General features: G+C 66.8%; 17 protein-coding genes. 6 read left to right on the top strand and 11 right to left on the bottom strand.

Annotated features, from left to right (window positions below; translation table 11 throughout):
- The first annotated feature begins 87 nt into the window (after positions 1-87).
- Positions 88-1191: a glycosyltransferase family 9 protein gene (locus LQV39_RS01140; RefSeq protein ID WP_230019784.1), complete on the top strand. Its 1104-nt coding sequence runs from the start codon at positions 88-90 to the stop codon at positions 1189-1191.
- A 152-nt stretch (positions 1192-1343) separates the two neighbouring features.
- On the opposite strand, the gene LQV39_RS01135 is transcribed toward LQV39_RS01140, so the two are convergent.
- From LQV39_RS01135 to LQV39_RS01105, 7 genes are all read right to left on the bottom strand, one after another.
- Positions 1344-2162 carry a substrate-binding domain-containing protein gene (locus LQV39_RS01135; protein WP_374199388.1) on the bottom strand — a complete coding sequence of 273 codons (819 nt, stop codon included), beginning with the start codon at positions 2160-2162 and terminating at the stop codon, positions 1344-1346.
- A gap of 15 nt (positions 2163-2177) precedes the next feature.
- Positions 2178-2870: an energy-coupling factor ABC transporter ATP-binding protein gene (locus LQV39_RS01130; protein WP_230020126.1), complete on the bottom strand. Its 693-nt coding sequence runs from the start codon at positions 2868-2870 to the stop codon at positions 2178-2180.
- Positions 2871-2893: 23 nt separating this feature from the next.
- A complete protein-coding gene (locus LQV39_RS01125) occupies positions 2894-3595 on the bottom strand; it encodes an ABC transporter permease (protein WP_230019783.1) in 702 nt (233 codons plus the stop codon).
- Positions 3596-3742: 147 nt separating this feature from the next.
- The gene (locus LQV39_RS01120) at positions 3743-4612 is read right to left on the bottom strand and encodes a formate dehydrogenase accessory sulfurtransferase FdhD (RefSeq protein WP_230019782.1); all 870 of its coding nucleotides are present in this window, start codon (positions 4610-4612) and stop codon (positions 3743-3745) included.
- 4 nt (positions 4613-4616) lie between these two features.
- Positions 4617-7427: a formate dehydrogenase subunit alpha gene (gene fdhF / locus LQV39_RS01115; protein WP_230019781.1), complete on the bottom strand. Its 2811-nt coding sequence runs from the start codon at positions 7425-7427 to the stop codon at positions 4617-4619.
- Complete coding sequence (locus tag LQV39_RS01110) at positions 7424-9145, bottom strand: NAD(P)H-dependent oxidoreductase subunit E (protein ID WP_230019780.1); 1722 nt, start codon at positions 9143-9145, stop codon at positions 7424-7426. Before LQV39_RS01110 ends, fdhF begins: the two co-directional genes overlap by 4 nt.
- Before the next feature lie 132 nt (positions 9146-9277).
- Positions 9278-10978 carry an OFA family MFS transporter gene (locus LQV39_RS01105; RefSeq protein WP_230019779.1) on the bottom strand — a complete coding sequence of 567 codons (1701 nt, stop codon included), beginning with the start codon at positions 10976-10978 and terminating at the stop codon, positions 9278-9280.
- 128 nt (positions 10979-11106) lie between these two features.
- On the opposite strand from LQV39_RS01105, the gene LQV39_RS01100 reads away from it, so the two are divergent.
- Genes LQV39_RS01100 through LQV39_RS01090 form a run of 3 tightly spaced genes read left to right on the top strand, consistent with a single transcriptional unit; the run spans position 11107 to position 14827 of the window.
- Positions 11107-12192, top strand: a complete 1086-nt coding sequence (locus tag LQV39_RS01100) for a substrate-binding domain-containing protein (protein ID WP_230019778.1) — start codon at positions 11107-11109, stop codon at positions 12190-12192.
- Positions 12189-13343, top strand: coding sequence for an acyl-CoA dehydrogenase family protein (locus tag LQV39_RS01095; RefSeq protein ID WP_230019777.1), 1155 nt, complete (start codon positions 12189-12191; stop codon positions 13341-13343). Before LQV39_RS01100 ends, LQV39_RS01095 begins: the two co-directional genes overlap by 4 nt.
- Entirely contained in the window at positions 13340-14827 is a 1488-nt protein-coding gene (locus tag LQV39_RS01090; RefSeq protein WP_230019776.1) for a class I adenylate-forming enzyme family protein, read from the top strand. Before LQV39_RS01095 ends, LQV39_RS01090 begins: the two co-directional genes overlap by 4 nt.
- Here the strand turns inward: LQV39_RS01090 and LQV39_RS01085 are convergent.
- Complete coding sequence (locus LQV39_RS01085; protein WP_230019775.1) at positions 14824-15060, bottom strand: hypothetical protein; 237 nt, start codon at positions 15058-15060, stop codon at positions 14824-14826. The two genes, LQV39_RS01090 and LQV39_RS01085, sit on opposite strands and share 4 nt — an antisense overlap.
- Positions 15061-15255: 195 nt before the next feature.
- Between LQV39_RS01085 and LQV39_RS01080 the strand changes: the two genes are divergently transcribed.
- Entirely contained in the window at positions 15256-17508 is a 2253-nt protein-coding gene (locus LQV39_RS01080) for a family 1 glycosylhydrolase (RefSeq protein WP_230019774.1), read from the top strand.
- 222 nt (positions 17509-17730) lie between these two features.
- On the top strand, positions 17731-18675 hold the full coding sequence (locus tag LQV39_RS01075; RefSeq protein WP_230019773.1) for a VirK/YbjX family protein: 945 nt from the start codon (positions 17731-17733) through the stop codon (positions 18673-18675).
- A 180-nt stretch (positions 18676-18855) separates the two neighbouring features.
- Here the strand turns inward: LQV39_RS01075 and waaF are convergent, their stop codons facing one another.
- From waaF to LQV39_RS01060, 3 genes are read right to left on the bottom strand one after another with little or no spacing between them, the layout of a single operon-like run.
- Positions 18856-19890, bottom strand: a complete 1035-nt coding sequence (gene waaF, locus LQV39_RS01070) for a lipopolysaccharide heptosyltransferase II (protein ID WP_230020123.1) — start codon at positions 19888-19890, stop codon at positions 18856-18858.
- Positions 19891-19895: 5 nt separating this feature from the next.
- Positions 19896-21626 carry a lipid A export permease/ATP-binding protein MsbA gene (gene msbA, locus LQV39_RS01065; protein WP_290368533.1) on the bottom strand — a complete coding sequence of 577 codons (1731 nt, stop codon included), beginning with the start codon at positions 21624-21626 and terminating at the stop codon, positions 19896-19898.
- On the bottom strand, positions 21619-22860 hold the full coding sequence (locus tag LQV39_RS01060) for an O-antigen ligase (protein ID WP_230019772.1): 1242 nt from the start codon (positions 22858-22860) through the stop codon (positions 21619-21621). The genes msbA and LQV39_RS01060 overlap by 8 nt, the downstream gene beginning before the upstream one ends.
- Positions 22861-22881 lie beyond the last annotated feature (21 nt).

The raw sequence follows: 22881 nt of genomic DNA, 5'->3' as shown, positions 1-22881 counted from the left end.
GCAGAAGCGACCAGCCGACCGCTTGGCGCTGCGGCTGATGGCAGCGGCGGCGTAGGCCTGGAGCTGATAGCGACCCCGTAAGAGACAATGAACGACCCACTCATTCCATCCGACTTGCTGAAGAAGTCGGACAAGATCCTGTTCATCGCCCACCTGGCGCTGGGCGACTACACGTATCTGCAGAACTGCTTCCAGGCGTTCGCGCGGGCCTATCCGCACCTGAAGCTGCACCTGTGGGTCGACGAGGTCCGCCGCACCAGCGACGCGTCGCAGTGGCCGCACCTGAAAAAGAACGTGCTGTACGACTGGCTCGATGCCTGCGAATTCATCGACAAGACCTACAAGCAGAACTATTCGCCGGAGCTGTTCGAAGCCTCGATCAAGGAAGCGCGCGAGGAGCACTACCCGATCGTGGTCTCGCTCGGCACCCTGCGCCCGCACTTCTACGCCAACCTGGCGCGCCGCATCAGCCCGGACGGCTTCGTGGTCGGCCTGAAGAAGCCGATGCGCCTGTCCGGCCTGCCGCATTACTTCACCTACCGCAAGCTGGATGCTGCCCTGGACCCGGACGTGGCCGACCGCAGCGCCGCACCGCACATCAGCGACGTGCACGCCGAGTGGTTCCGCCAGTTGGCCGGGGTCGAGATCCCGCCGCGCGAACGGATCCCCTTCGTCCACATTCCCGAACGCTTCGTCGAAGGCGCCAAGGCGCGCCTGCACGAGTGGGGCTTCGACAAGCGCCAGGGCAAGCTGGTCTTCATCAATCCCTTCGCCAAGACCCGCAAGCGCTGCTGGCCGGTCGAGCGCGTGGCTGAACTGATCACCACCATGCGCGCCCAGCCGGAATGGCGCGACGCCTGCTTCATCGTCAACGCGGTGCCGCAGGAAGTCGAGCGCGTGAAAACCATGCTGGCCGAGCGCCAGCTGGACCGCACCGAGCTGTTCAGCGCCAACGAGAACTTCTTCCAGCTGCCGGCCATGCTGGCCCAGTGCGACCTGATCGTCTCGGTGGAAACCGCCGTGATGCACCTGGCGAACGCCGTCGGCGTGCCGGTGGTGGCGCTGATGCGCCAGAAGACGCCGGAATGGGCGCCGGTGGACAAGGCCAACAGCACCGTCATCACGGCGCATCAGCGCAGGGATTGGGTGAAGGCGATTCCGGTGCAGGATGTGATGCACGCGCTGGCGTGATCGTGGTTTGATGCGTTGATGGGGCCGCTTTGTGCGGCCCTTTGTTTTTGCGGTCTGCGTGCAACTTGGGTTCCCGCCTGCGCGGGAACGACGCGCTAGAGCCGATGGCCCCAAGACCGTCATTCCCGCGCAGGCGGGAATCCAAGTTGAATTTACTTGCCCGCCGACGGGAAGAACAGCTGCTCCCCAGCCGGTTTAAAGGCCGCAATCTTCGCCTGCCCCTCGGCCGACGTAATCCACTGAATCAGCTGCGTCGCCCCCTTGTAGTTCACGCCTTGGTGCTTCTCCGGGTTCACCGCGATGATGCCATAGGGGTTGAACATGCGCTTGTCGCCTTCGACCAGGATCGCCAGGCCGGTCTTGGCTTTATACGCGCCGTAGGTGGCGCGGTCGGTCAGGGTGTAGGCGTTCATTTCGGCGGCCATGTTCAGCACCTCGCCCATGCCCAGGCCTGCGGACACGTAATTGCTGCCTGCAGGCTTGGCGCCCACTTCCTTCCAGTAGGCCTTCTCCATCACGTCGGTGCCGGAATTGTCGCCGCGCGAGATGAACTTGACGTTGGAAGACGCAATTTTCTTGAAAGAGGTCAGCACGTCATGGCTGCCCTTCACGCCGGCCGGGTCCGCCGTCGGCCCGACCACGATGAAGTCGTTGTACATCACGTCGCGGCGGTCGATGCCCCAACCCTCGGCCACGAACTTGTCTTCGAGCTGGCGCGCGTGCACCAGGGTCACGTCGACGTCGCCGTTCTTGCCCAGTTCCAGGGCCTTGCCGGTGCCGACCGAGATCACGTTGACCTTGATGCCGTACTTCTGCTCGAAGCTGGGCAGAAGATAAGTCAGCAGGCCCGAGTTCTCGGTGCTGGTAGTGGTGGACAGGCGCAGGACCTGCTGCTGGGCTTGGGCCGGCGCATAGGTTATCCCGAGCGTGGCGCCCATGACGAGGGCAAGACTGAACAGACGACGTTGCATGCAGACTCCTTGTGATTAACGTACTTCGAGTTGCCCCTCGCGCAGCTTGAGGCGCTGCACGCCGGGCAGTCCAATCAGGTCACGGTCGTGGCAGGCCACGACCACGCTCCCTCCTGCTTCGACCATGGTAGGGATCAATTCGATCACCTGCTCGCGCGCCTGGCCGTCCAGGTTGGAGGTCGGCTCGTCGAGCAGCAGCAGCTTCGGGCACAGCACCTTGGCGCGCGCCAGCGCCACGCGCTGCCGTTCGCCGCCCGACAGCCTGCCCGGCTCGACGTCCTGCAGGTGGGCCACGCCGGCCCACACCATCGCCTCTTCGACCTTGCGCGCGGCCTCCAGCTTCGGCACGCCGCGCACCTGCAGGCCATAGCCGATGTTGTGCGCGATACTGGTCGAGAACATCACCGGGTGCTGGTGCACGTAGACGATGGCTTCGCGCAGCGCGCGCGGATACGGGTAGGGGCGCTCCTCCATGCCTTCGAAGCGCAGGCTGTCGATCTCGGCGCGTTCCAGGCCGCCCAATATGCGCAGCAGGGTGCTCTTGCCGGCGCCGTTCATCCCCGTCAGGACGTAGGCGCTGTGGGTCGCGATTTCCATGCAGCCGATGTCGAACAGAAGGCGCTCGCCATGGCGCTTGCGCAGGCCCTTCACGCCCAGCAGGGACTTGCGGCGCTCGTCGCCGGTGCGCGCCGGGGTGGCGCCGAGCATGCCCTGCAGCGTGATGTGCTGGATCATGGCCGATCCCTCGCCACGTGGGCGTCGCCCTGCAGCAGCATCAGCATGCCGTTCATCAGCAGCGCGATCGCCACCAGCACGATGCCCAGCGCGATCCCCTGCGCGAATTCGCCCTTGCTGGTCTCGAGCGCGATGGCGGTGGTGATGGTGCGGGTCTCGCCTTCGATATTTCCGCCCACCATCAGCGCGCAGCCGACTTCCGAGATCACGCGCCCGAAGCCGGACAGCACCGCCGCCATCACGCCGAAGCGCGCCTCGTGCAGCACGCGCACCATCACCTGGATGCGCGAGGCGCCGTGGGCAATCGCGGTTTCGGCATAGCGCGGGTCGATCGCCTGCACGGCGGCCAGCGTGAAGGCGAGCAGCACCGGCAGGCCCACCACGAACTGGCCGGCGATGATGCCCGGCTGCGAGAACAGCCATTGCAGCCCGCCCATCGCCCCGTGGCGCGACAGCAGCAGGTAGAGCAGGAGGCCGATCAGGACGGTCGGCAGCGAGAGCGCGGCCTGGGCCAGCCAGATCGCAATGCGGCGTCCGCGGAAGCGGTGCATGGCGATCAAATAGCCCAGCAGCACGGCGGGCGGCGTGGCCAGCAGCAGGCCGAGCACGCTGGTCTTCAGGGAGACCCAGATGATGCGCCACAGGTCCGGGTCGCCGGTGAACAGCAGGGTGAAGGCGCGCAGTGTGGCGTCGAGCATCACATCGTCGTTCCCGCGACGCTCGCTTCCGTCATCCCCGCGCAGGCGGGGATCCAAGTTTGCAAGCGTTTCGTTAGCTCACGCGGAAATTGGGTTCCCGCCTTCGCGGGAACGACGTAGTGGGTCGCGGGAACGACGTGCTGAAAGTTACGCATAGTGCCGCTGACGCTCCGCTTCCAGCGCGTCCAGGAATTCCGGTTCGAACACCAGCCGCTCTTCTCCCGACAGCAGCAGGAAATGCCGCCCGGTGCAGCGCGCCAGCAGCGACATGCCGACCTTCTCCGCCACCATATGCCCCATCTGGGTGGTGCCGGAGCGCGACAGCAGGAAGGGAATGCCCATCTGGGCGCCCTTGATCACCATCTCCGAGGTCAGGCGCCCGGTGGTGTAGAAGACCTTGTCCTCGCCGCGCATTCCGTCCAGCCACATCAGCCCGGCGATGGCGTCGACGGCGTTGTGGCGGCCGACGTCCTCGACAAAGTAGAGCAGCTCGCCGGTGTTCGAGAACAGCGCGCAGCCGTGCACCGAGCCGGCCTGCTTGTAGACCGACTGCTGGGTACGGATGGTTTCGACGATGCGATACACCACCGATTGCGTTAGGCGCGCTTCCGGCGGCAGCTGGATCTGGTCCACTTCGTCCATCAGGCCGCCGAACACCGAGCCCTGGCCGCAGCCTGTGGTGACGACCTTTTTCGCAGTGCGTTCCTCGATGCCGGCGATGCCATTCCTGGTCACCACCGCCACCGCGTCCACCGACCAGTCGACCTGGATCGACACGATATCCTCGATCGACCGCACCAGGCGCTGGTTGCGCAGATAGCCCAGGGTCAGCGCTTCGGGCGCGCCGCCCAGGGTCATCAGGGTCACGAGCTCGCGCTTGTCGACGTAGACCGTCAGCGGGCGCTCGGCCGGGATGTGCAGCATCGAGCGGCGGCCACGCTCGTCGATGGCCGTCACCTCATGGGTCAGGCTGGCGCTGGCTTGGGACAGCTGAGGTCGATAACGTTGCTCGTTCATCAGCTTATTGTGCCACGGCCGCGAGGATCTGGCCGCCACCGTAGGAACCCTGCTGCCCCACCTCGCCGCCCAGCGTCGTGCGGATCGCACAGTACTTGAACTCGGGGATCTTGCCAAAGGGGTCGAGCGCCGAGTTGGTCAGCCGGTTGATGGCCGCCTCGTAGTAGCAGAAGGGCACGAAGATGGCGCCACGCGGCGAGCTGTCGTCGGCCCGTGCGTACAGGCTGACCTCACCGCGGCGGGAAGTGATCGTGATGACGTCGCCCGGACGCCCGCCCATCGCTTCGAGGTCCAGCGGATGCACCAGCGCCACCGGATCCGGCTCGATCGCATCCAGCACGCCGGCGCGCCGCGTCATGCTGCCGGTGTGCCAGTGCTCGAGCTGGCGTCCGGTAATCAGGACCATCGGGTACTCGGCGTCGGGACGCTCGTTGGCCGGGATGATGTCGGCCGGGACGAAGCGCGCCCTGCCCTTCTCGGTCCCTTGCCCGCGCGGGAAGTCCTCGACGAAGACCACCGGCTGGCCAGGGTCGCCCTCGGCCGCGCACGGGTAGGTGACGGCGTCTTCGCGTTCCAGCCGCTCCCAGGTGATGCCGGCGATGCTGGGCATCAGCCTGCGCATCTCGTCGAACACCTCGGACACGTGGCCATAGTTCCACGGCAGGCCCATCCGGTTTGCCATCTGCTGGATGATCCACAGGTCCTGCTTCGCCTCGCCCGGCGGCGTAATGGCCTGGCGGCCCAGCTGGACCAGGCGGTCGGTATTGGTGAAGGTGCCGGCCTTCTCCGCAAAGGCCGATGCGGGCAGGATCACGTCGGCCAGGTAGGCGGTCTCGGTCAGGAAGATGTCCTGCACCACCAGGCAGTCGAGGGCCGCCAGCGCTTCGCGCGCGTGATTCGCGTCGGGGTCGGACATGGCCGGGTTCTCGCCCATGATGTACATGCCCTTGATACCGCCGGCCAGGATGTCGTCCATGATCTCGACCACCGTCAGGCCGGGCTTCTCGTCCAGCGGCATGCCCCAGGCGGCTTCGAAGCGCGCCTTCGCGTCCGGATTGTCGACGCGCTGGTAGTCCGGGTACATCATCGGAATCAGGCCGGCGTCCGAAGCGCCCTGCACGTTGTTCTGGCCGCGCAGCGGATGCAGGCCGGTACCGGGACGGCCGATCTGGCCGGTCATCAGCGCCAGCGCGATCAGGCAGCGCGCGTTATCCGTGCCGTGCACGTGCTGCGAAATCCCCATGCCCCACAGGATCATCGAGCCCTTCGAGGTCGCGTACAGGCGCGCCACGTAGCGCAGGGTCTCGGCATCGATGCCGCAGATCGGCGCCATCGCTTCCGGGCTGTAGCCTTCGACGTTCTTCGCCAGTTCCTCGTAGCCGATGGTGCGGCTGGCGATGAAGTCCCTGTCGACCAGGCCTTCGGTGACGATCACGTGCATCATCGCGTTCAGCATGGCGACGTCGGTGTCGGGCTTGAACTGCAGGTGGCGGTGGGCGTGGCGGGTCAGGTCCGATTTGCGCGGGTCGCACATGATCAGCTTGGTGCCGGCGCGGACCGCGTTCTTGATCCAGGTGGCGGCCACCGGGTGGTTCACGGTCGGATTCGCGCCGATCACGATCACGACCTCGGCGCGGGTCACATCCATCACCGGATTCGAGACCGCGCCCGAGCCGATGCCCTCCAGCAGCGCCGCCACCGACGAAGCGTGGCAGAGGCGCGTGCAGTGGTCGACGTTGTTGCTGCCGAAGCCAGTGCGCACCAGCTTCTGGAACAGATAGGCTTCCTCGTTGCTGCCCTTGGCCGAGCCGAAGCCGGCCAGCGCGCGTTTTCCGTTCGTATCGCGGATGCGCGCCAGCGTGCCGCCGGCCAGTGCCAGCGCCTCTTCCCAGCTGGCTTCGCGGAACACGTCCATGACCGTGCTCGGGTCCATCGTGAAGGCACCCAGCTTGGGCACGCCCGCGCGGCGGATCAGCGGCTTTGTCAGGCGGTGTGGATGGTGGGCGTAGTCGAAGCCGTAGCGGCCCTTCACGCACAGGCGGCCGTGGTTGGCGGGCCCGTCGCGGCCCTCGACGTAGAGAATCTTGTTGTCCTTGACCTTGTAGGTCAGCTGGCAGCCGACGCCGCAGTAGGGGCAGACCGAATCGACCTGCTTGTCCGGCACCGAAAGCGCGGCGTCGCGCGCCGGCATCAGCGCGCCGGTCGGGCAGGCCTGCACGCATTCGCCGCAGGCCACGCAGGTCGAATTGCCCATTGGGTCGTCCTGGTCGAACACGATCTTCGCATCCTGGCCGCGGAAGGCCAGGCCGATCACGTCGTTGACCTGCTCGTCGCGGCAGGCGCGCACGCAGCGCGTGCACTGGATGCAGGCGTCGAGGTTGACGGTGATGGCGGCATGGCTCGCGTCCTGCTGCGGCGCGCGGCGCGTGGCCGGGAAGCGCGGCTTGCCGACGCCGAGCTTCATTGCCCACGCGTCGACTTCGTTGTGGCGCGTGTAATCCTTTTCGGGCATGTCCGAGGCCAGCAGCTCCAGCACCATCTTCTGCGCTTTTACCGCGCGCTCGCTGTCGGTCGTGACCCTCATGCCTTGCGAAGGATGGCGGCAGCAGGACGGCGCCAGCACGCGCTCGCCGTCGATCTCGACCATGCAGGAGCGGCAGTTGCCGACGGCTTCCATGCCTTCGGCGTAGCAGAGGCGCGGGATTTCGATCCCTTCGCGGTCGGCGACCTCAATTAATGTTTCGTGGCGCAGGGCCTCCACTTGTCTGCCGTTGATCGTGAAGGTGACGCTTTCCAATTTCAGGCTGGCGTTCATTGCGCGCCTCCTAAGGTGTGGCTACTGAGTTCATGCGGGAAGTACTTGATGACGCAGTCGAATGGATTCGGCGCGGCCTGTCCGAGGCCGCAGATCGAGGCGTCGCGCATCACCTGGGACAGGTCGCCCAGCAGTTCGATATCCCAGTCCGGCTGTTCCATGATGGCCACGGCCTTGGCGGTGCCGGCGCGGCAGGGCGTGCACTGGCCGCAGGATTCGTCCTTGAAGAAGCGCAGCGTGTTCAGGGCCGCGGCCTTGGCCGTGTCCTGGTTCGACAGCACCACCACGGCGGCCGAGCCGATGAAGCAGCCGTAGGGCTGCAGGGTATCGAAGTCGAGCGGGATGTCGCCCATCGAAGCGGGCAGGATGCCGCCCGAGGCGCCGCCCGGCAGGTAGGCGTAGAACTGGTGGCCTTCCTGCATGCCGCCGCAGTATTCGGCGATCAGCTCCGTGATCGTGATGCCGGCCGGAGCCAGCTTGACGCCCGGGTCGCGCACGCGGCCCGAGACCGAGAACGAACGCAAGCCCTTGCGGCCGTGGCGGCCGTGGCTGGCGAATCGTTCCGGGCCCTGCTCGACGATGTCGCGTACCCAGTGCAGGGTTTCGAAGTTGTGTTCCAGCGTGGGCCGGCCGAACAGGCCGACCTGGGCCACGTAGGGCGGGCGCAGGCGCGGCATGCCGCGTTTACCCTCGATCGACTCGATCATGGCCGACTCTTCGCCGCAGATGTAGGCGCCGGCGCCGCGGCGCAGGATCAGTTCGGGCATGTTGGCGACCGGCGGATCGGCGCGCAAGGCTTCCAGTTCGGCTTCCAGCATGCCGCGCAGGCCGTGGTACTCGTCGCGCAGGTAGATATAGATGGTCTCGATGCCGACCGCCCAGGCGGCGATCAGGGCGCCTTCCAGGAAGCGGTGCGGGTCGCGCTCGAGATAGACGCGGTCCTTGAAGGTGCCGGGTTCGCCTTCGTCGATATTGATGGCCATGAGGCGCGGGCCGGGCTCGGTGCCCACGATGCGCCACTTGCGGCCGGCCGGGAAGCCGGCGCCGCCCAGGCCGCGCAGGCCGGAGGCTTCCAGCGCCGCGATCACGGATTCCACGTCGCGGCGGCCTTCGGCACAGTCGCGCAGCAGCGCGTAGCCGCCCTTGGCGCGGTAGTCATCCAGGCCGTCATGATTCGTGTGGACGTGGGTGGTTTCCTTCGCCACCACCTTGGCCAGCACGGTTTCCGCAGTCGCGCGCGGCACCGGATGCTGGCCGACCAGCACCGCCGGCGCCTGCTCGCAGCGGCCGACGCAGGGTGCGGCCTGCAGGCGGACCTCCGTGCCGAGGATGGCCGGCAGCCTGTCCAGCAGCGATGAAGCGCCCGCCATCTCGCAGGACAGGCCCGCACACACGCGCACCGTCAGCGATGCCGGCGCCGCTTCGCCGTCGCGCAGCACGTCGAAGTGGTGGTAGAAGCTGGCCACCTCGTAGACCTCGGACTGGGCCAGCTTCAGCTCCTGCGCCAGGGCCGCCAGGTGGGCGGCGGACAAGGCCCCGAACGCGTCCTGGATCTTGTGCAGGCACTCGATCAGCAGGTCGCGCCGGCGCGGCATATCGCCCAGCAGGTCCTGCACCTCGCGCAGGGATTGCGGATCGGCGCGGCGGCCCTTCGGGGCTTCGCGCTTGCGCTGGCGGCTGGCGCCCTGCACGGCAATGGGGATGACGGGATGGTTCATGGCGGTGGTCCTGTAATGCGTTTAATTCTTGGATCGTGCGTTGATACCGAGGTTCGTTGAATGCGTGGGCGGAGGCCGCCCACCTTACGGTCGGGCACCGGTAGGGTGGGCACCCCGTGCCCACGCATTACGTCACTTGAACAGCACAATCGCCTTCTGCAGCGTGATCCACATACCGATCAGCAGCGGAATGCCGACCGCGGCCCAGGCCAGCAGCGTAACCAGCGCGCCGCCCGCGGCAACCGGGGTTGCGGCGATGACGCCGGCGCCGGATACGCCCGCCACCATGGTGTCGCCGCTGGCTGCTGCTGCTGCTGCGCGGCTGCCGGCCGAGGCGGCAACGTCGCGCTCATGGGCGCTGCGCTTCTCGTCCGCCAGCTCGGCGTCGGTCATGAAGTACTTGTCGGCCACCGGGCGCACCAGCAGGTTGCACAGGAAGCCCAGTACCAGCAGGGCCGCCAGCACGTACATGGCGGTGTCGTAGGCCTGGGCCTTGGCGACGCCGTGCGCGATCTGGTATTCGCGGATGTAGTTGACCAGGGTCGGGCCGAGCACGCCGGCGGCGGCCCAGGCGGTCAGCAGGCCGCCGTGGATCGCGCCCACCATCTGGGTGCCGAACAGGTCGGCCAGGTAGGCCGGCACGGTCGAGAAGCCGCCGCCGTACATCGACAGGATGATGCAGAAGGACAGCACGAACAGGCCCAGGTGGCCGTTGTGGGCCAGGGTCGGGATCGCCGAGTACAGCACGAAGCCCAGCACCAGGAACACGAAATAGGTCATCTTGCGGCCGATGTAGTCGGAGCAGGTGGCCCAGGCGAAGCGTCCGCCGATGTTAAACAGCGACAGCAGGCCGGTGAAGCCGGCGGCGATGGTGGCGATCTGCGCCTTCTGCGCGGTGTCCAGTTCGTTGAAGCCGGCGGTGACGCCGATCAGGCGGCCGCCGAACACTTCCTGCAGCAGCGGCGAGGCCATCGCCAGGATACCGATGCCGGCCGAGACGTTCAGAAACAGCACCAGCCACACCAGCCAGAACTGCGGGGTGCCCCAGGCGCGCTTCACGTGCACGTGACGGCTGGTGATCATGGTCTTGCCGCTCTTGGCGGCCGGCGCGGTCCAGCCTTCCGGCTTCCAGCCGTTGGCCGGGACGCGGTAGGACAGCGCGCCCACCATCATGAACACGAAGTAGATCGCGGCCAGGGCCAGGAAGGTTTCCCACACGCCCACCGAGGTCGGGGTGGCGAAATACTTCATCAGCTTGTCGGCCAGCGGTGCGCCGATCATGGCGCCGCCGCCGAAGCCCATGATGGCCATGCCGGTCGCCATGCCGCGCCGGTCGGGGAACCATTTGATGAGGGTGGAGACTGGCGAGATGTAGCCGAGTCCGAGACCGATGCCGCCGATGACGCCGGAGCCGAGCCACATCAGCCAGATCTGGTGCTTGTAGATGCCCAGGGCCGAGATCACCAGGCCGCCGCACCAGCACAGGGCCGAGACGACGCCGGCCTTGCGCGGGCCCGCGTGCTCGAGCCAGCCGCCGAACAGCGCGGTGGCCAGGCCGAGGAAGACGAAGAACAGCGTGAACATCCAGCCCAGCATCGAAATCTTCCAGTCGCAGGTGGTGGAGGTGATCTCGGCGATGAAACTCATGTCGGCCGGGCAGGCCAGCGATTCCTTGATGCCGATCGCTTTCGACAGCGGCAGCCAGAACACCGAGAAGCCATAGGCCATGCCGATGCAAAGATGAATCGCCAATGCTGCTGGCGGCACCAGCCAGCGGTTGAAGCCGGGCCTGGCAATGGTGTGCTCCCGGTCCAGCTTATCCAGTAAAGCCATGTCTCCTCCGTTTTTTGTTCGAATTAATATGTTTTAAAAAGCATATACTTCTGGCTTACATCTACTGCAATGCCGAGCGTATCATGGTGTCTTCCTGTCAGAAATAGGCTTTATTAAGCATATAAGCCATGCTCAAGGTTCACATCCGCCCGCATTGGGAAATAAGTTTCAATAATGACGCCCCGCTCGACACGGCTACGCTGCTGGGCTTGCTGCTGGCGATCCAGGACCATGGTTCGATCGCCGCCGCGGCCAAGGCCGCCGGGCTGTCCTACCGCTACGCCTGGGGCGTGCTGCGCGAGGCCGAGGAGCTGTTCGGCGAGCCCCTGCTCGAGACCGGGCGCGGGCGCGGGACGCGCCTGACCATGCTCGCGCAAAAGCTGGTGTGGGCCGACCGCCGCATCGCCGCGCGCCTGTCGCCGACGCTGGACAGCCTGGCCTCCGAGCTGGAGACGGAACTGGGCAAGGTGCGCATGCGCGGCACCGGCCTGCGCACGATCCGCATGGACGCCAGCCACGGCTTCGCGGTGGCCGCCCTCACCGGCTACCTGGACAAGCTGGAACTGCCGGTCGAGCTGCGCTACCGCACCAGCCTGGACGCCGTGGCCGCGCTGGCGCGGCGCGAATGCGACCTGGCCGGCTTCCACGTGCCGGAAGGCGAATTCGAAGCAGCGACGGCGCGCCGCTACCTGCGCTGGCTGGACCCGGAGCGGCACTGCCTGGTCCACATTTGCGGACGCCAGCAAGGCTTGCTGGTCGCGCCCGGCAATCCGCTCGGCATCGAGGGATTGGCCGACCTCGTGAACACCAGGCTCCGCTTCGTCAACCGCCAGGCCGGCTCCGGCACCCGCATGCTGCTCGAGATGATGCTCGATCGGGCCGGCATCGACGGTGAGGCGATCAACGGTTGGAACAGCGCCGAATTCACGCACTCGGCGGTGGCCGCCTACATCGCCAGCGGCATGGCCGACGTCGGCATCGGCATGCGCACCGCGGCCGAGCAGTTCAAGCTCGGCTTCATCCCGCTGCTGCGCGAGCGCTATTTTTTCGCCCTGCACCTGGACGCGCTGGAGGACAGCCTGATGGCCCAGCTGCTGGCGGTGCTGCGCCAGCCCGGCTACCATCGCCTGGTCGACGCCCTGCCCGGCTACGACGCCGAACGCACCGGCAGCATCGAATCGATCCAGGAAGCCTTTTCGGAAAGACCCGCATGATCCGCGACCATGAAACCCTGAACCTGCTGAAGGACAGCATCGCCCGCTTCGTGCGCGAGGTGCTGATCCCGTCCGAAGAAACCGTCGCCGAGACGGATGCGATCCCGGATCACATCGTCGCCCAGATGCGCGAGCTCGGCCTGTTCGGCCTGTGCATCCCCGAAGCATACGGCGGCCTTGCGCTGACCATGGAAGAAGAGGTGCTGGTGGCGATGGAGCTGGCCTATGCCTCGCCGGCCTTCCGCTCGCTGGTCGGCACGAATAACGGCATCGGCGCACAAGGCATCGTCATCGACGGCACGCCGGCACAGAAGGCGGCCTGGCTACCGCGCCTGGCCGCGGGCGAGATCATCGGCTCCTTCGCGCTGACGGAACCGGACAGCGGGTCCGACGCGGCCTCGCTGCGCACCACCGCAGTCCGCGAAGGCGACGATTACATCATCAACGGCGTCAAGCGCTTCATCACGAATGCGCCCGAAGCCGGCGTGTTCACCGTGATGGCGCGCACCGATGCGACGCGCAAGGATGCGGGCGCGATCTCGGCGATCCTGGTCGAACGCGGCGCGCCCGGGCTCTCGCTGGGCAGGATCGATAAAAAGATGGGCCAGCGCGGCGCGCATACCTGCGACGTCATCTTCGAGAACTGCCGGGTGCCGGCGGCGAACCTCATCGGCGGCAAGGAGGGCGTCGGCTTCAAGACCGCGATGAAGGTGCTCGACAAGGGCCGCCTGCACATCGCGGCGGTGTGCGTGGGCGCGGCCCGGCGCATGCTGGACGACGCGCTGCGCTATGCGATGGAGAGAAAACAGTTCGGCCAGCCCATCGCCGGATTCCAGCTGGTGCAGGCGATGCTGGCCGACAGCCAGGCCGAACTCTACGCCGCGCGCAGCATGGTGCTCGATGCCGCGCGCCTGCGCGACGAAGGCCGCGACGTCACGCTGGAAGCGTCCAGCTGCAAGCTGTTCGCGTCCGAGATGTGCGGCCGCGTGGCCGACCGCGCGGTGCAGATCCACGGCGGCGCCGGCTATGTGTCGGATTATGCGGCCGAGCGCTTTTACCGCGATGTCAGGCTGTTTCGCATCTATGAGGGCACGTCGCAGATCCAGCAGCTGGTCATTGCGCGCAACATGATCAGGCGGGCCGGCGCATGATCGCTGTACACGCGCTGCCGGCGCGCATCGATGCCATCGTGCGCGGGCATGCGCGCGAGACGCCGGATGCGCCGGCGCTGCAGGAAGATGGGCGCACGCTCGGCTACGCGCAGCTGGAAACCGAAATCGACGCCTGCGCCGCCTGGCTGCGGGAGCTTGGCGTACAGGCCGGCGAACGCGTGATGCTGGTCAGCGAGAACTGCATCGCCCAGGTCGGCGCCCTGTTCGCGATCGCCAGCCTGGATGCCTGGTCGGTCAACGTGAACGCCCGGCTCACCGGTCCCGAGCTGGAGGCGATCCGCGAGCATTGCGGCGCGCGCCTCGTGCTGTACACGGCGGCGGCTTCGCCCGATGCAGCCGCGCACGCGACGCAGGCAGGCGCACGCGTGCACGCGCATGGCGGTCTGGTGGCCAGCCTGCATGCGGACGGCGCTGAGCCGGAGCCGGCGGCAAAGCAGCCCATCGCCGCGCTGGTTTACACCACCGGCACCACCGGCAAGCCCAAGGGCGTGATGCTCAGCCACCGCAACCTGCTGTTCGTGGCCGCCGTATCGAGCCGCCTGCGTGGCCTGGCGCCGGGCGATGTCGCTTATGGCGTGCTGCCTATCTCGCACGTCTACGGCCTGACGTCCGTGCTGCTGGGGACTTTGTATGCCGGCGCCTGCCTGCGCCTGGAAGCCCGCTTCACGCCGCGCGCCATGCTGGACGCGATCCGCGGCGGCATGCTGACCATCGTGCAGGGCGTGCCGGCCATGTATGCGCGCCTGCTGGAGCTGTGCGCGCTCGACGGCGTGCAGGCGCCGCTGGCCTCGACGCTGCGCTTCGCCTACGCCGGCGGCTCGCCGCTCGATCCGCTGCTCAAGCGCGAAGTGGAAAGCTTGCTCGGCGTCCCGCTGCACAACGGCTACGGCCTGACCGAAGCGGCGCCCACCGTCAGCCAGACCCGCCTCGACGCGCCGCGCGCCGACACCTCGGTCGGCCAGGCGATCCCCGGGGTGGAAGTGCGTGTGGATGCGCCGGACGGCCAGCTGTTCGTGCGCGGCCCCAACGTCATGCAGGGCTATTACCGCGATCCGGCCGGCACCGCCGCGGTGCTGAGTCAGGACGGCTGGCTCGACACGGGCGACCTCGCGCGCCAGGATCCGGACGGCGCCCTGTTCATTCAGGGACGCAGCAAGGAGCTGATCATCCGCTCCGGCTTCAAGGTCTATCCGCTGGAAGTCGAGACGGTGCTGAACGCGCACCCGGCGGTGACGCAGTCGGCGGTGGTCGGGCGGGTGCAGGAGGATGGCAATGAGGAAGTGGTGGCCTTCGTGCAGCCTGCTGCCGGCAGCGTGCTGTCGGCCGATGCGCTGAGCGACTGGGCCGCTGCCCGGCTGGCGCCCTATAAACGCCCGGCCCGCATCGTCTTCATGGAAGCCCTGCCGGCGGCCGCCAGCGGCAAGGTGCTCAAGCACCGTTTGAAGCTGGAGCAGTTGGCCTAGCGTCGCCTTTTTTTCCAGTTGTAATCGGGCCCGGTCACATCCACGCCGGGATGCCCGACCACGTCCGGATGCTCCGAGCACATCGTGATGAAACGCACCGCCTCGCCGGCCCGCTGGCGTGCGCGCAGCGCTTCCATGAACTTCATGGCGGCCACCATTTCGCTGGTATCGAAGGGCTCGGCATGGGGCACGCCGCAGTCTTCTTCAATGGTGCTCCAGTACACCATATACATGGCTTCATTCTCCTTCTTCGTTTATTTGAGCGCATTTTCGCATGGGTCGCGCACCTTTCCCCAATAATGTCTTGGACAACGGCTGACTCTACGTAGGACTTGTCCTAAATCGCCTCTATATGTTCGCTGGCCCACAAAGGAAGCTGTGTCTGCCGACTAGGCTTACACCTTGTTTCAAAAAACGCAGGAAGACTCATGAATCTGAATAACCATATCCAGCCAGCAAGCTCACCGCTCCAGCTCTGGGGCGGCCTCGAATGCACCGTCAACCGCGTACGCGACAATTACTTTTCCCAGATGGACCGTAACGGCCATGCAGCCAGGCTGCAGGACCTCGAGCGCTTTGCCTCGCTCGGCATCCGTGCGATCCGCTATCCCGTGTTATGGGAACGCACCGCGCCGGACAGCATCGACAGCGCCGACTGGTCGTGGCCTGACGAGCGCCTGCCCGTGCTGCAGCAGCTGGGCGTGACGCCCATCGTCGGCCTGGTCCACCACGGCAGCGGTCCGCGGCACACCAGCCTGGTGTCCGAGGACTTCCCGGAAAAGCTGGCGGAATACGCCGGCGCCGTGGCCCGGCGCTACCCGTGGGTCGAGTACTACACCCCGGTCAACGAGATCTGCACCACCGCCCGCTTCTCCGGCCTGAACGGCGTCTGGTACCCGCACGGCACCAGCGAGGCGATGTTCGTGCGCGCGCTGATCGTGCAATGCCGCGCAACCGTGCTGGCGATGCGCGAAATCCGCAAGGTCAATCCGAATGCGAAGCTGGTGCAGACCGACGACCTGTCGCGCACCTACGGCACGCCGGAAATGGCGGAGATCGCGAACTTCTTCAACGAGCGCCGCTGGCTGGGCTGGGACATGCTGTGCGGCCGCATCGACGAACATCACGCCCTGTGGGACTACCTGCTCGAGTCGGCAGCGACGCCCGAAGAACTGCTGTGGTTCAAGGAGAACCCCTGCCCGCCCGACATCATGGGCGTCAACTACTACATCACCAGCGAACGCTGGCTCGACCATCGCATCGAGCGCTATCCGGAATCGCACCGCACCAGCTACCGCGGCGTTCCGCACGCCGACATGGAATGCCCGCGCGTGCTGGCCACGCCGACCCCGGGCATCGGCCCCCTGCTGCAGGAGACCTGGGACCGCTACGGCCTGCCGATCGCGATCACCGAAGCCCACATCGACGCCAACCGCGAAGACCAGTTGCGCTGGCTGGTCGAGATCTGGAATGCGGCCAAGAAGGTGCAGCAGAACGGCGCCGACATCCGCGCCGTCACCGTCTGGGCCCTGCTCGGCTCCTTCGACTGGAACTGCCTGGTGACCGAATGCCGCGGCTACTACGAGCCCGGTCCCTACGACGTCCGCGGCCCGCAGCCGCGCCAGACCGCGGTTGCGCACCTGATGCGCGAACTGGCCACCGGCCGCCCGCTGTCGCATCCGGTGCTGCAGGGCCAGGGCTGGTGGCGCCGTCCCGGACGCTTCCTGGCCAAGCCGGTCGCAACCCGCACGGCGGTGGCCGACATCAACGACCGCGGCGCTTTCCGCTCGACTTTCCCGCAGCCGATCCTGATCACCGGCGCCACCGGCACCCTGGGCCGCGCCTTCGCCCGCATCTGCGAACGGCGCAACCTGGCCTGCCACGTGCTGAGCCGACAGGAGATGGACATCGCCGACCCGGCCTCGGTCGAAGCGGCGATCCTGCGCTACAAACCGTGGGCGATCGTGAATGCCAGCGGCTACGTGCGGGTCGACGATGCCGAGCACGAGTTCGAACGCTGCATGCGCGAGAACGCCCACGGGCCGACCGTGCTGGCGCTGGCGGCGATCCGCCATGCGGTGCGCTTCCTGACCTTCTCCAGCGACCTGGTGTTCGACGGCGCCGCCGGACGGCCGTATGTCGAGTCCGACAAGGTGGCGCCGCTGAACGCCTACGGCCGCAGCAAGGCCGACGCCGAGCGCCGCGTGCTGGATTCCGACCCGCAGGCGCTGGTGGTGCGCACCAGTTCCTTCTTCGGCCCCTGGGACGAGCACAACTTCGTGACCCAGGCCCTGGCGGCACTCAGCGAAGGCCGGCCGTTCGCGGCGGCCGGCGACGTGACGGTGTCGCCGACCTATGTGCCCGACCTGGTCAACGCCTGCCTCGACCTGCTGATCGACAGGGAATCCGGCATCTGGCACCTGACCAACGGCCAGGCCATGAGCTGGGCCGAGTTGGCGCAGCGCGCCTGCGCCGCCGCCGGCATCGATCCGGCCGGCTTGCAGGTGCTGCCGTCCAGCGAACTCGAGATGACGGCCCCGCGCCCCGTCCATAGCGCGCTGACCAGCGAGCGCGGCCTGATCCTGCCGTCCTTCGACGACGCCCTCGCACGCTATCTGCGCGAACGCGAGCTGGGCGAGCAGCGTTTCGGCCAGGAGGAGTCGGCGCACTACGCCAGCTAATTCCTTGCGGCACTGCCGGATATGACGAAAGCGCAACAGCCGCTCAGCTCTTTGAGCGGCTGTTGTCGTTTATATGCTTAACGAATAGCATTATATTTACGCTAGTCATTTCCTCAGATACACTGTGTTACATAGCGTTACTTTGCGCAATTTAGTGTACACAGCCATGTCTGCCTGCCCTACCCTGCCGTTTGCTGTTTCTTTTGATGCCGGGCGGCCGGCATGAAGCTCTACCGCGATGACTTTGCCTGGTCCGAGCACATGGTCGCCACGGCAACGCCTTCGGTCACGCTGGACTCCGCGGTGCCGCTGCACCTGAAGCGCCTGCCGCTGCTGCGCGAACGCATCAAGATCCGCGTGCGCGCCCTGCTGCACCCGCTGCAGACCCCGGCGTGGCTGCGCCTGCTGAATTCCCATCCGGCCTTTTCGGACTATGTGCGCAACTGCCCGCGCTTCCTGTACAAGGTCTACCGGCCCTACAGCAGCCATGCGCTGGCGCCGGAAGAGCGCCTGGCGGCGATCCAGGCCCATTACGATTTCGTGTTTCGCCGCGGCCTGGGCCAGACGCTGGCGCGCGCCAGCCTGGGTCCGGTGATGCTGGCGGCCTGCGAAGGCAAGAGCGGCCTGCCCTACGAGATCCAGCTGCGCACGGTGAACATGTTCGACCGCGAGGGCGAGCTGGTACTGCAACTGGCCCAGGACGGCAAGGTGATCTACACGGTCGCCTTCACGGTCGCGCCGCGCGCCGGCCGCCCCGCCCTCAGCATCGGCTGCGTCCAGGGCGGCAAGACGGACGATGCGCGCGAAGCGATCCGCCTCGCCACCCGCGACCTGCACGGCCTGCGTCCCAAGCAACTGATGGTGAGCCTGGTGCGCCAGCTCGGCTTCGAGTACGGCTGCGAGCGCATGCACCTGGTCTCGAACCGCAACCGCGTGATTTACAAAGCGATCAGGCACGGCCGCGTGCTGGCCGATTACGACCTGCTGTGGGAAGAGCTGGGCGCGGTCAAGAACGCCAGCGGCGACTACGAACTGGATTGCGCCCCGCTGGCGGCGCCGGATCTGGAAAGCATCCCATCGAAAAAACGCTCGGAAGCAAGAAAGCGCCACGAAATGCTGCGCGGCCTGGCCGAAGGCGTTTGCAAGAACCTTCGCGCCCGCAACTAAAAATTCGGAAAATTCGGGGTCAGAGCACTTTTTTGAACAATTGCGTCAACGAAAGCGATTGCGAGCTGAAGACGAATGCACGCGAAGATCGCCGCGAAGGGCGGCCGCGACAAGGGTTGAATTTGTCCGCGAGCCATTGTTCGAAAAAGTGCTCTGACCCCGAATTTACTGACCCCGAATTTACCGCGCCAGGATCGGCAGCAGTTCGCTCCAGACGCGGTCCACGCTCATCTTGTTCATGCAGTCGTGGTGGCCCAGCGGGCATTCGCGCTGGCGGCAGGGCGAGCATTCCAGGCGCAGCGAGATCGTGCGGGCGATTTCCGACAGCGGCGGGGCGTAGTCCGGGTCAGTCGAACCGTACAGGGCGACCACCGGGCGGTTCAGGGCCGAGGCGATGTGCAGCAGGCCGGAGTCGTTCGAGACCACGGCGCGCGCCTGGGCCAGCAGGGCGATGGCGTCGTCGAGCGAGGTCTGGCCGGCCAGGTTGCGCACGATGCCGGTGCCGATGCCCGCCTGGGCCAGCACCTGCTCACAGGTCTCGGCGTCGTTCGCCGATCCCATCAGCGCGATCTGCACGTTCGGCACCGTGTCAGCCACGCGCGCCGCCAGTTGGGCGTAGTGGGCCGGCGGCCAGCGCTTGGCGATGCCGAATTCCGCGCCCGGGGCAAACGCGACCAATGGACGGTCCAGCGCGATGCCCAGATGGCGGGCGACGGCTTCGGTCTCCTCGCCGGCCACCACGAGCGAAGGCCGCGCCAGCTGACCCGGCAGCGGCAGTTCGGGCTCGCGCGCCAGCGCCGCGTAGAACGGCACCATCGAGCGCGGCGGGCTCTCGTCGAAGTGCATCACATTGACCATCCCGTAGCGCATCTCGCCCTTGTAGCCGACCCGGCGCGGAATCCGCGCAAGCCAGGGGATCAGCGCGTACTTCAGGGTGTTCGGCAGCACGTAGGCGTCGCGGTAGCCGCGCTTGCGCAGCTGCCTGGCCGTCTTCAGGCGCTCGCCCAGCTGCAGGGCGCGGTGCCGGAACGGCGTCTCCATGATCTGGTCGGCTTCCCGGATGCGCTTCCACACCGGCACCACCTGCGGCGGCGCCAGCACGTCGATGGCGCGCTCGGGGTGGGCCTGCTTCAGGAGGCGCAGCAGGGGCTGGGCCATCACGGCGTCGCCGATCCAGTTCGGCGAGATGACGAGGGTGCGGTCCTGGCCGTTCATCTTGCTCATACCGCTTCCACCGGGGTCGTGAACTGCAGGCGGTACAGGTTGGCGTAGGTGCCGCTCCGGGCCAGCAGTTCCTCGTGCGTGCCCTGCTCGACGATGCGGCCCTGCTCCATCACGACAATGAGGTCGGCGCGCTCGATGGTCGACAGGCGGTGCGCGACCACGAAAGTGGTGCGGCCGGCCATCAGCGTATCGAGGGCGGCCTGCACGGCGCGCTCGGATTCGTTGTCGAGAGCCGAGGTGGCTTCGTCGAGGATCAGGATAGGCGCATCCTTGTAGATCGCGCGGGCGATCGCCACGCGCTGGCGCTGGCCGCCGGACAGGCGCATGCCGTTCTCGCCGATGTCGGTCTCGACGCCTTCCGGCAGGCGCGCCACCACGTCGTCCAGGTGGGCCGCCTTGATCGCTCCCGCCAGGCGCGCGTAGTCGACCTGCTCGGCGCCGTAGGCGATGTTGGCTTTCAGGGTGTCGTCGAACAGCACCACGTTCTGGCTCACCAGCGCCAGCTGTGCGCGCAGGCTGGGCAGCGTGATGTCCTGGTAAGGCACGCCGTCCAGCAGGATCCGGCCGCTTTGCGGCTCATAGAAGCGCGCGACCAGGTTCACGAAGGTCGACTTGCCGCCGCCCGACATGCCGACCAGGGCCACGGTCTGTCCGGGCTTGACGTCCAGCGAGACGCCATCCAGCGCCTGCATCTGCGCGTTCGGGTAGCGGAAGGCGACGTTCTCGAAGCGCACCTGGCCCTGGGTGCGGCCGAGCGTGCGGGTGCCGGGGTCGTGTTCGACCGGTTCGTCGATCAGCTGGAACACGGTTTCGGCGGCGGCGATCCCGCGCTGCATCGGGCCGTTGACTTCGGCCAGCGCCTTCAGGGGCGTCAGCAGCATCAGCATCGCCGCGACGAAAGCGGTGAATTCACCCGAGCTCATGCCGGCGCGCAGCGCCAGTACCACCACCAGCGACAGCGCCAGCGAGGTCGCGACCTGGGTCACCGGGGTGGTGGCGGCGAAGGCCACCGTCATGCGCTGCGAGAAGCCGCGCAGGGCCTCGGCGCGCAGGAAGAAGCGGCGGCTCTCGTAGCGTTCGCCGGAGAACACGCGGATCACCTGGTGGCCGCGCGCCGCTTCCTCGACCACCTGGGTCATCTCGGCGGTGACGCGCTGGTTCTCGCGGTTCAGCTGGCGCAGGCGCTTGCTGGTGGTGCGCACGATCACCGCGGTCAGCGGCACGACCACGATCGCCACCAGGGTCAGCTTCCAGTTCAGGTAAAGCAGGTAGGCCAGCAGGCCGGCCACGACCAGCGTGTCGCGCACGAAAGCGACGAACACGGACTGGATCATGTCCACCACCTGGCGCACGTCGGCCACTACGGTGTTGATGATCTTGCCGGTCGACTCCTGGTGGAAGCGCGCGACCGGCAGGCGCAGCACGCGCGCGAAGGCCATCGCGCGCAGGTCGTTGGTCATCCGGCTGAGCACCCAGTTGTTGTAGTAGGCGGTGGCGAAGGTGCCGATGCCGCGCAGGACGAACAGCGACACCAGCACGCCCGGGATCCACCACAGGGAAAAGCCCGGGGTCTCGCGGAAGCCTTCGTCCATCAGCAGCTTCAAGGCATTAGCCACCAGCGGCTGGGTGGACGCCGTCAGCGCCATCGCCAGCAGCGCCATGAAGGCGCGCCCGCGATAGGGTTTCAGGATCGCCCAGAGGCGCTTGATGATGATACGGTTATCCAATTTTATCTTTCGCATTCAGGCAGAAGCCCATGAGCAGGAACACCATGAGCGCATAAAACAGACTGCCTTTCATCGACCAGAAAATCACTTCGGTCAGGCCGAAGCACACATAGCTGGTCACAACCAATACCCCTGCCAGCGCCACTGCCGACTGCGGGCTGCCCGCACCGGCGCGCAGCTCGCGCATGAAGAACACCAGCGGCGCCGCCAGGATCGCCGCCCACAGCGCGAAGCCGACCGCACCGCCCGTCGCCAATTCCTGCAATGCATCATTATGCAGGTGCGGCAGCGTCAATACCACAGGATCGAGCCGGCCTTCGCGCGCAAATTCGGCCAGGCGCTCGCGGCAGGCCGAAAAATCCATGCCCAGCAGCGGATGCTCGGCCACCAGCATGGACGCGCCCTTCCACAATTCGAGCCGGGTGCCGACCCGCGTGAAGACGGTGCCGTCCTCGAACCAGCCGCGGACGTCGCTCACGCCTTCGTCGAAGCGTCCCTGCATGCCGCTGGCCGGCACGAACCAGGTGGCCAGCACCACCGCCGCCCCGGCCGCCAGCAGGACCCGCAAGCGCAGCCCGCCAAGCAGGCGCGCATGGCGCAGGAACAGCAGCGCCGCCACCGCCAGCGCCAGCCAGCCGCCGCGGCTGCCGGTCATCAGCGAGGCCGCCAGTCCGGCAATCGCACCCACCGCCGCCAGGCCGGCCTGGCGCGTATTGTCGCGCATGTCGATCGCGGCCGTCACCGACAGCAGCGCCAGCAGCAGGGCCAGGTCGCCGAAGGTGATCGCATTGATCAGGCCGCCCGGACGCTCGATGCCCAGCGCGATCCGCTGCCAGGCCACGAAGGGCAAGGCCGCCAGCGCGCCGCCGATCACGCCCCACCACAGCATGCGCCGCGGCGGCCGCGCCGCCAGAACTGCCGCCAGCGCAGTGACCGCAAAAAACATGCGGGCAGGCTTTTCCACCGTGTTCATATTCGCTCCGCGCACGAGGGCGCAACCCAGTACGAACAGGAAGTGCAGCAGAAAGGCTAGCACGACCCAGCGCACCTGCGGCCAATGGCGCACCAGCGCGTCACGGCACGGCTTGAACGAGATCAAAGCGGTGGCCAGGAAGAGGAAACTACCAAGACTGACGCCGAACAGGGTGACGAGGCTTAGAAACGGAAACAGGAAGGCCAGGGAACCGGTCCAGGCTTGCGCCGGTCCCCTCGTATTCGTCGGATTACTGTTCATTGATGTTCTTGTGGGATACTC

The sequence above is a fragment of the Massilia sp. Bi118 genome (assembly GCF_918697865.1).
GTDB lineage: Bacteria > Pseudomonadota > Gammaproteobacteria > Burkholderiales > Burkholderiaceae_D > Telluria.
The sequence above is the reverse complement of the archived record's forward strand: the minus strand, read 5'-3'. Positions and strand labels throughout refer to the sequence as shown.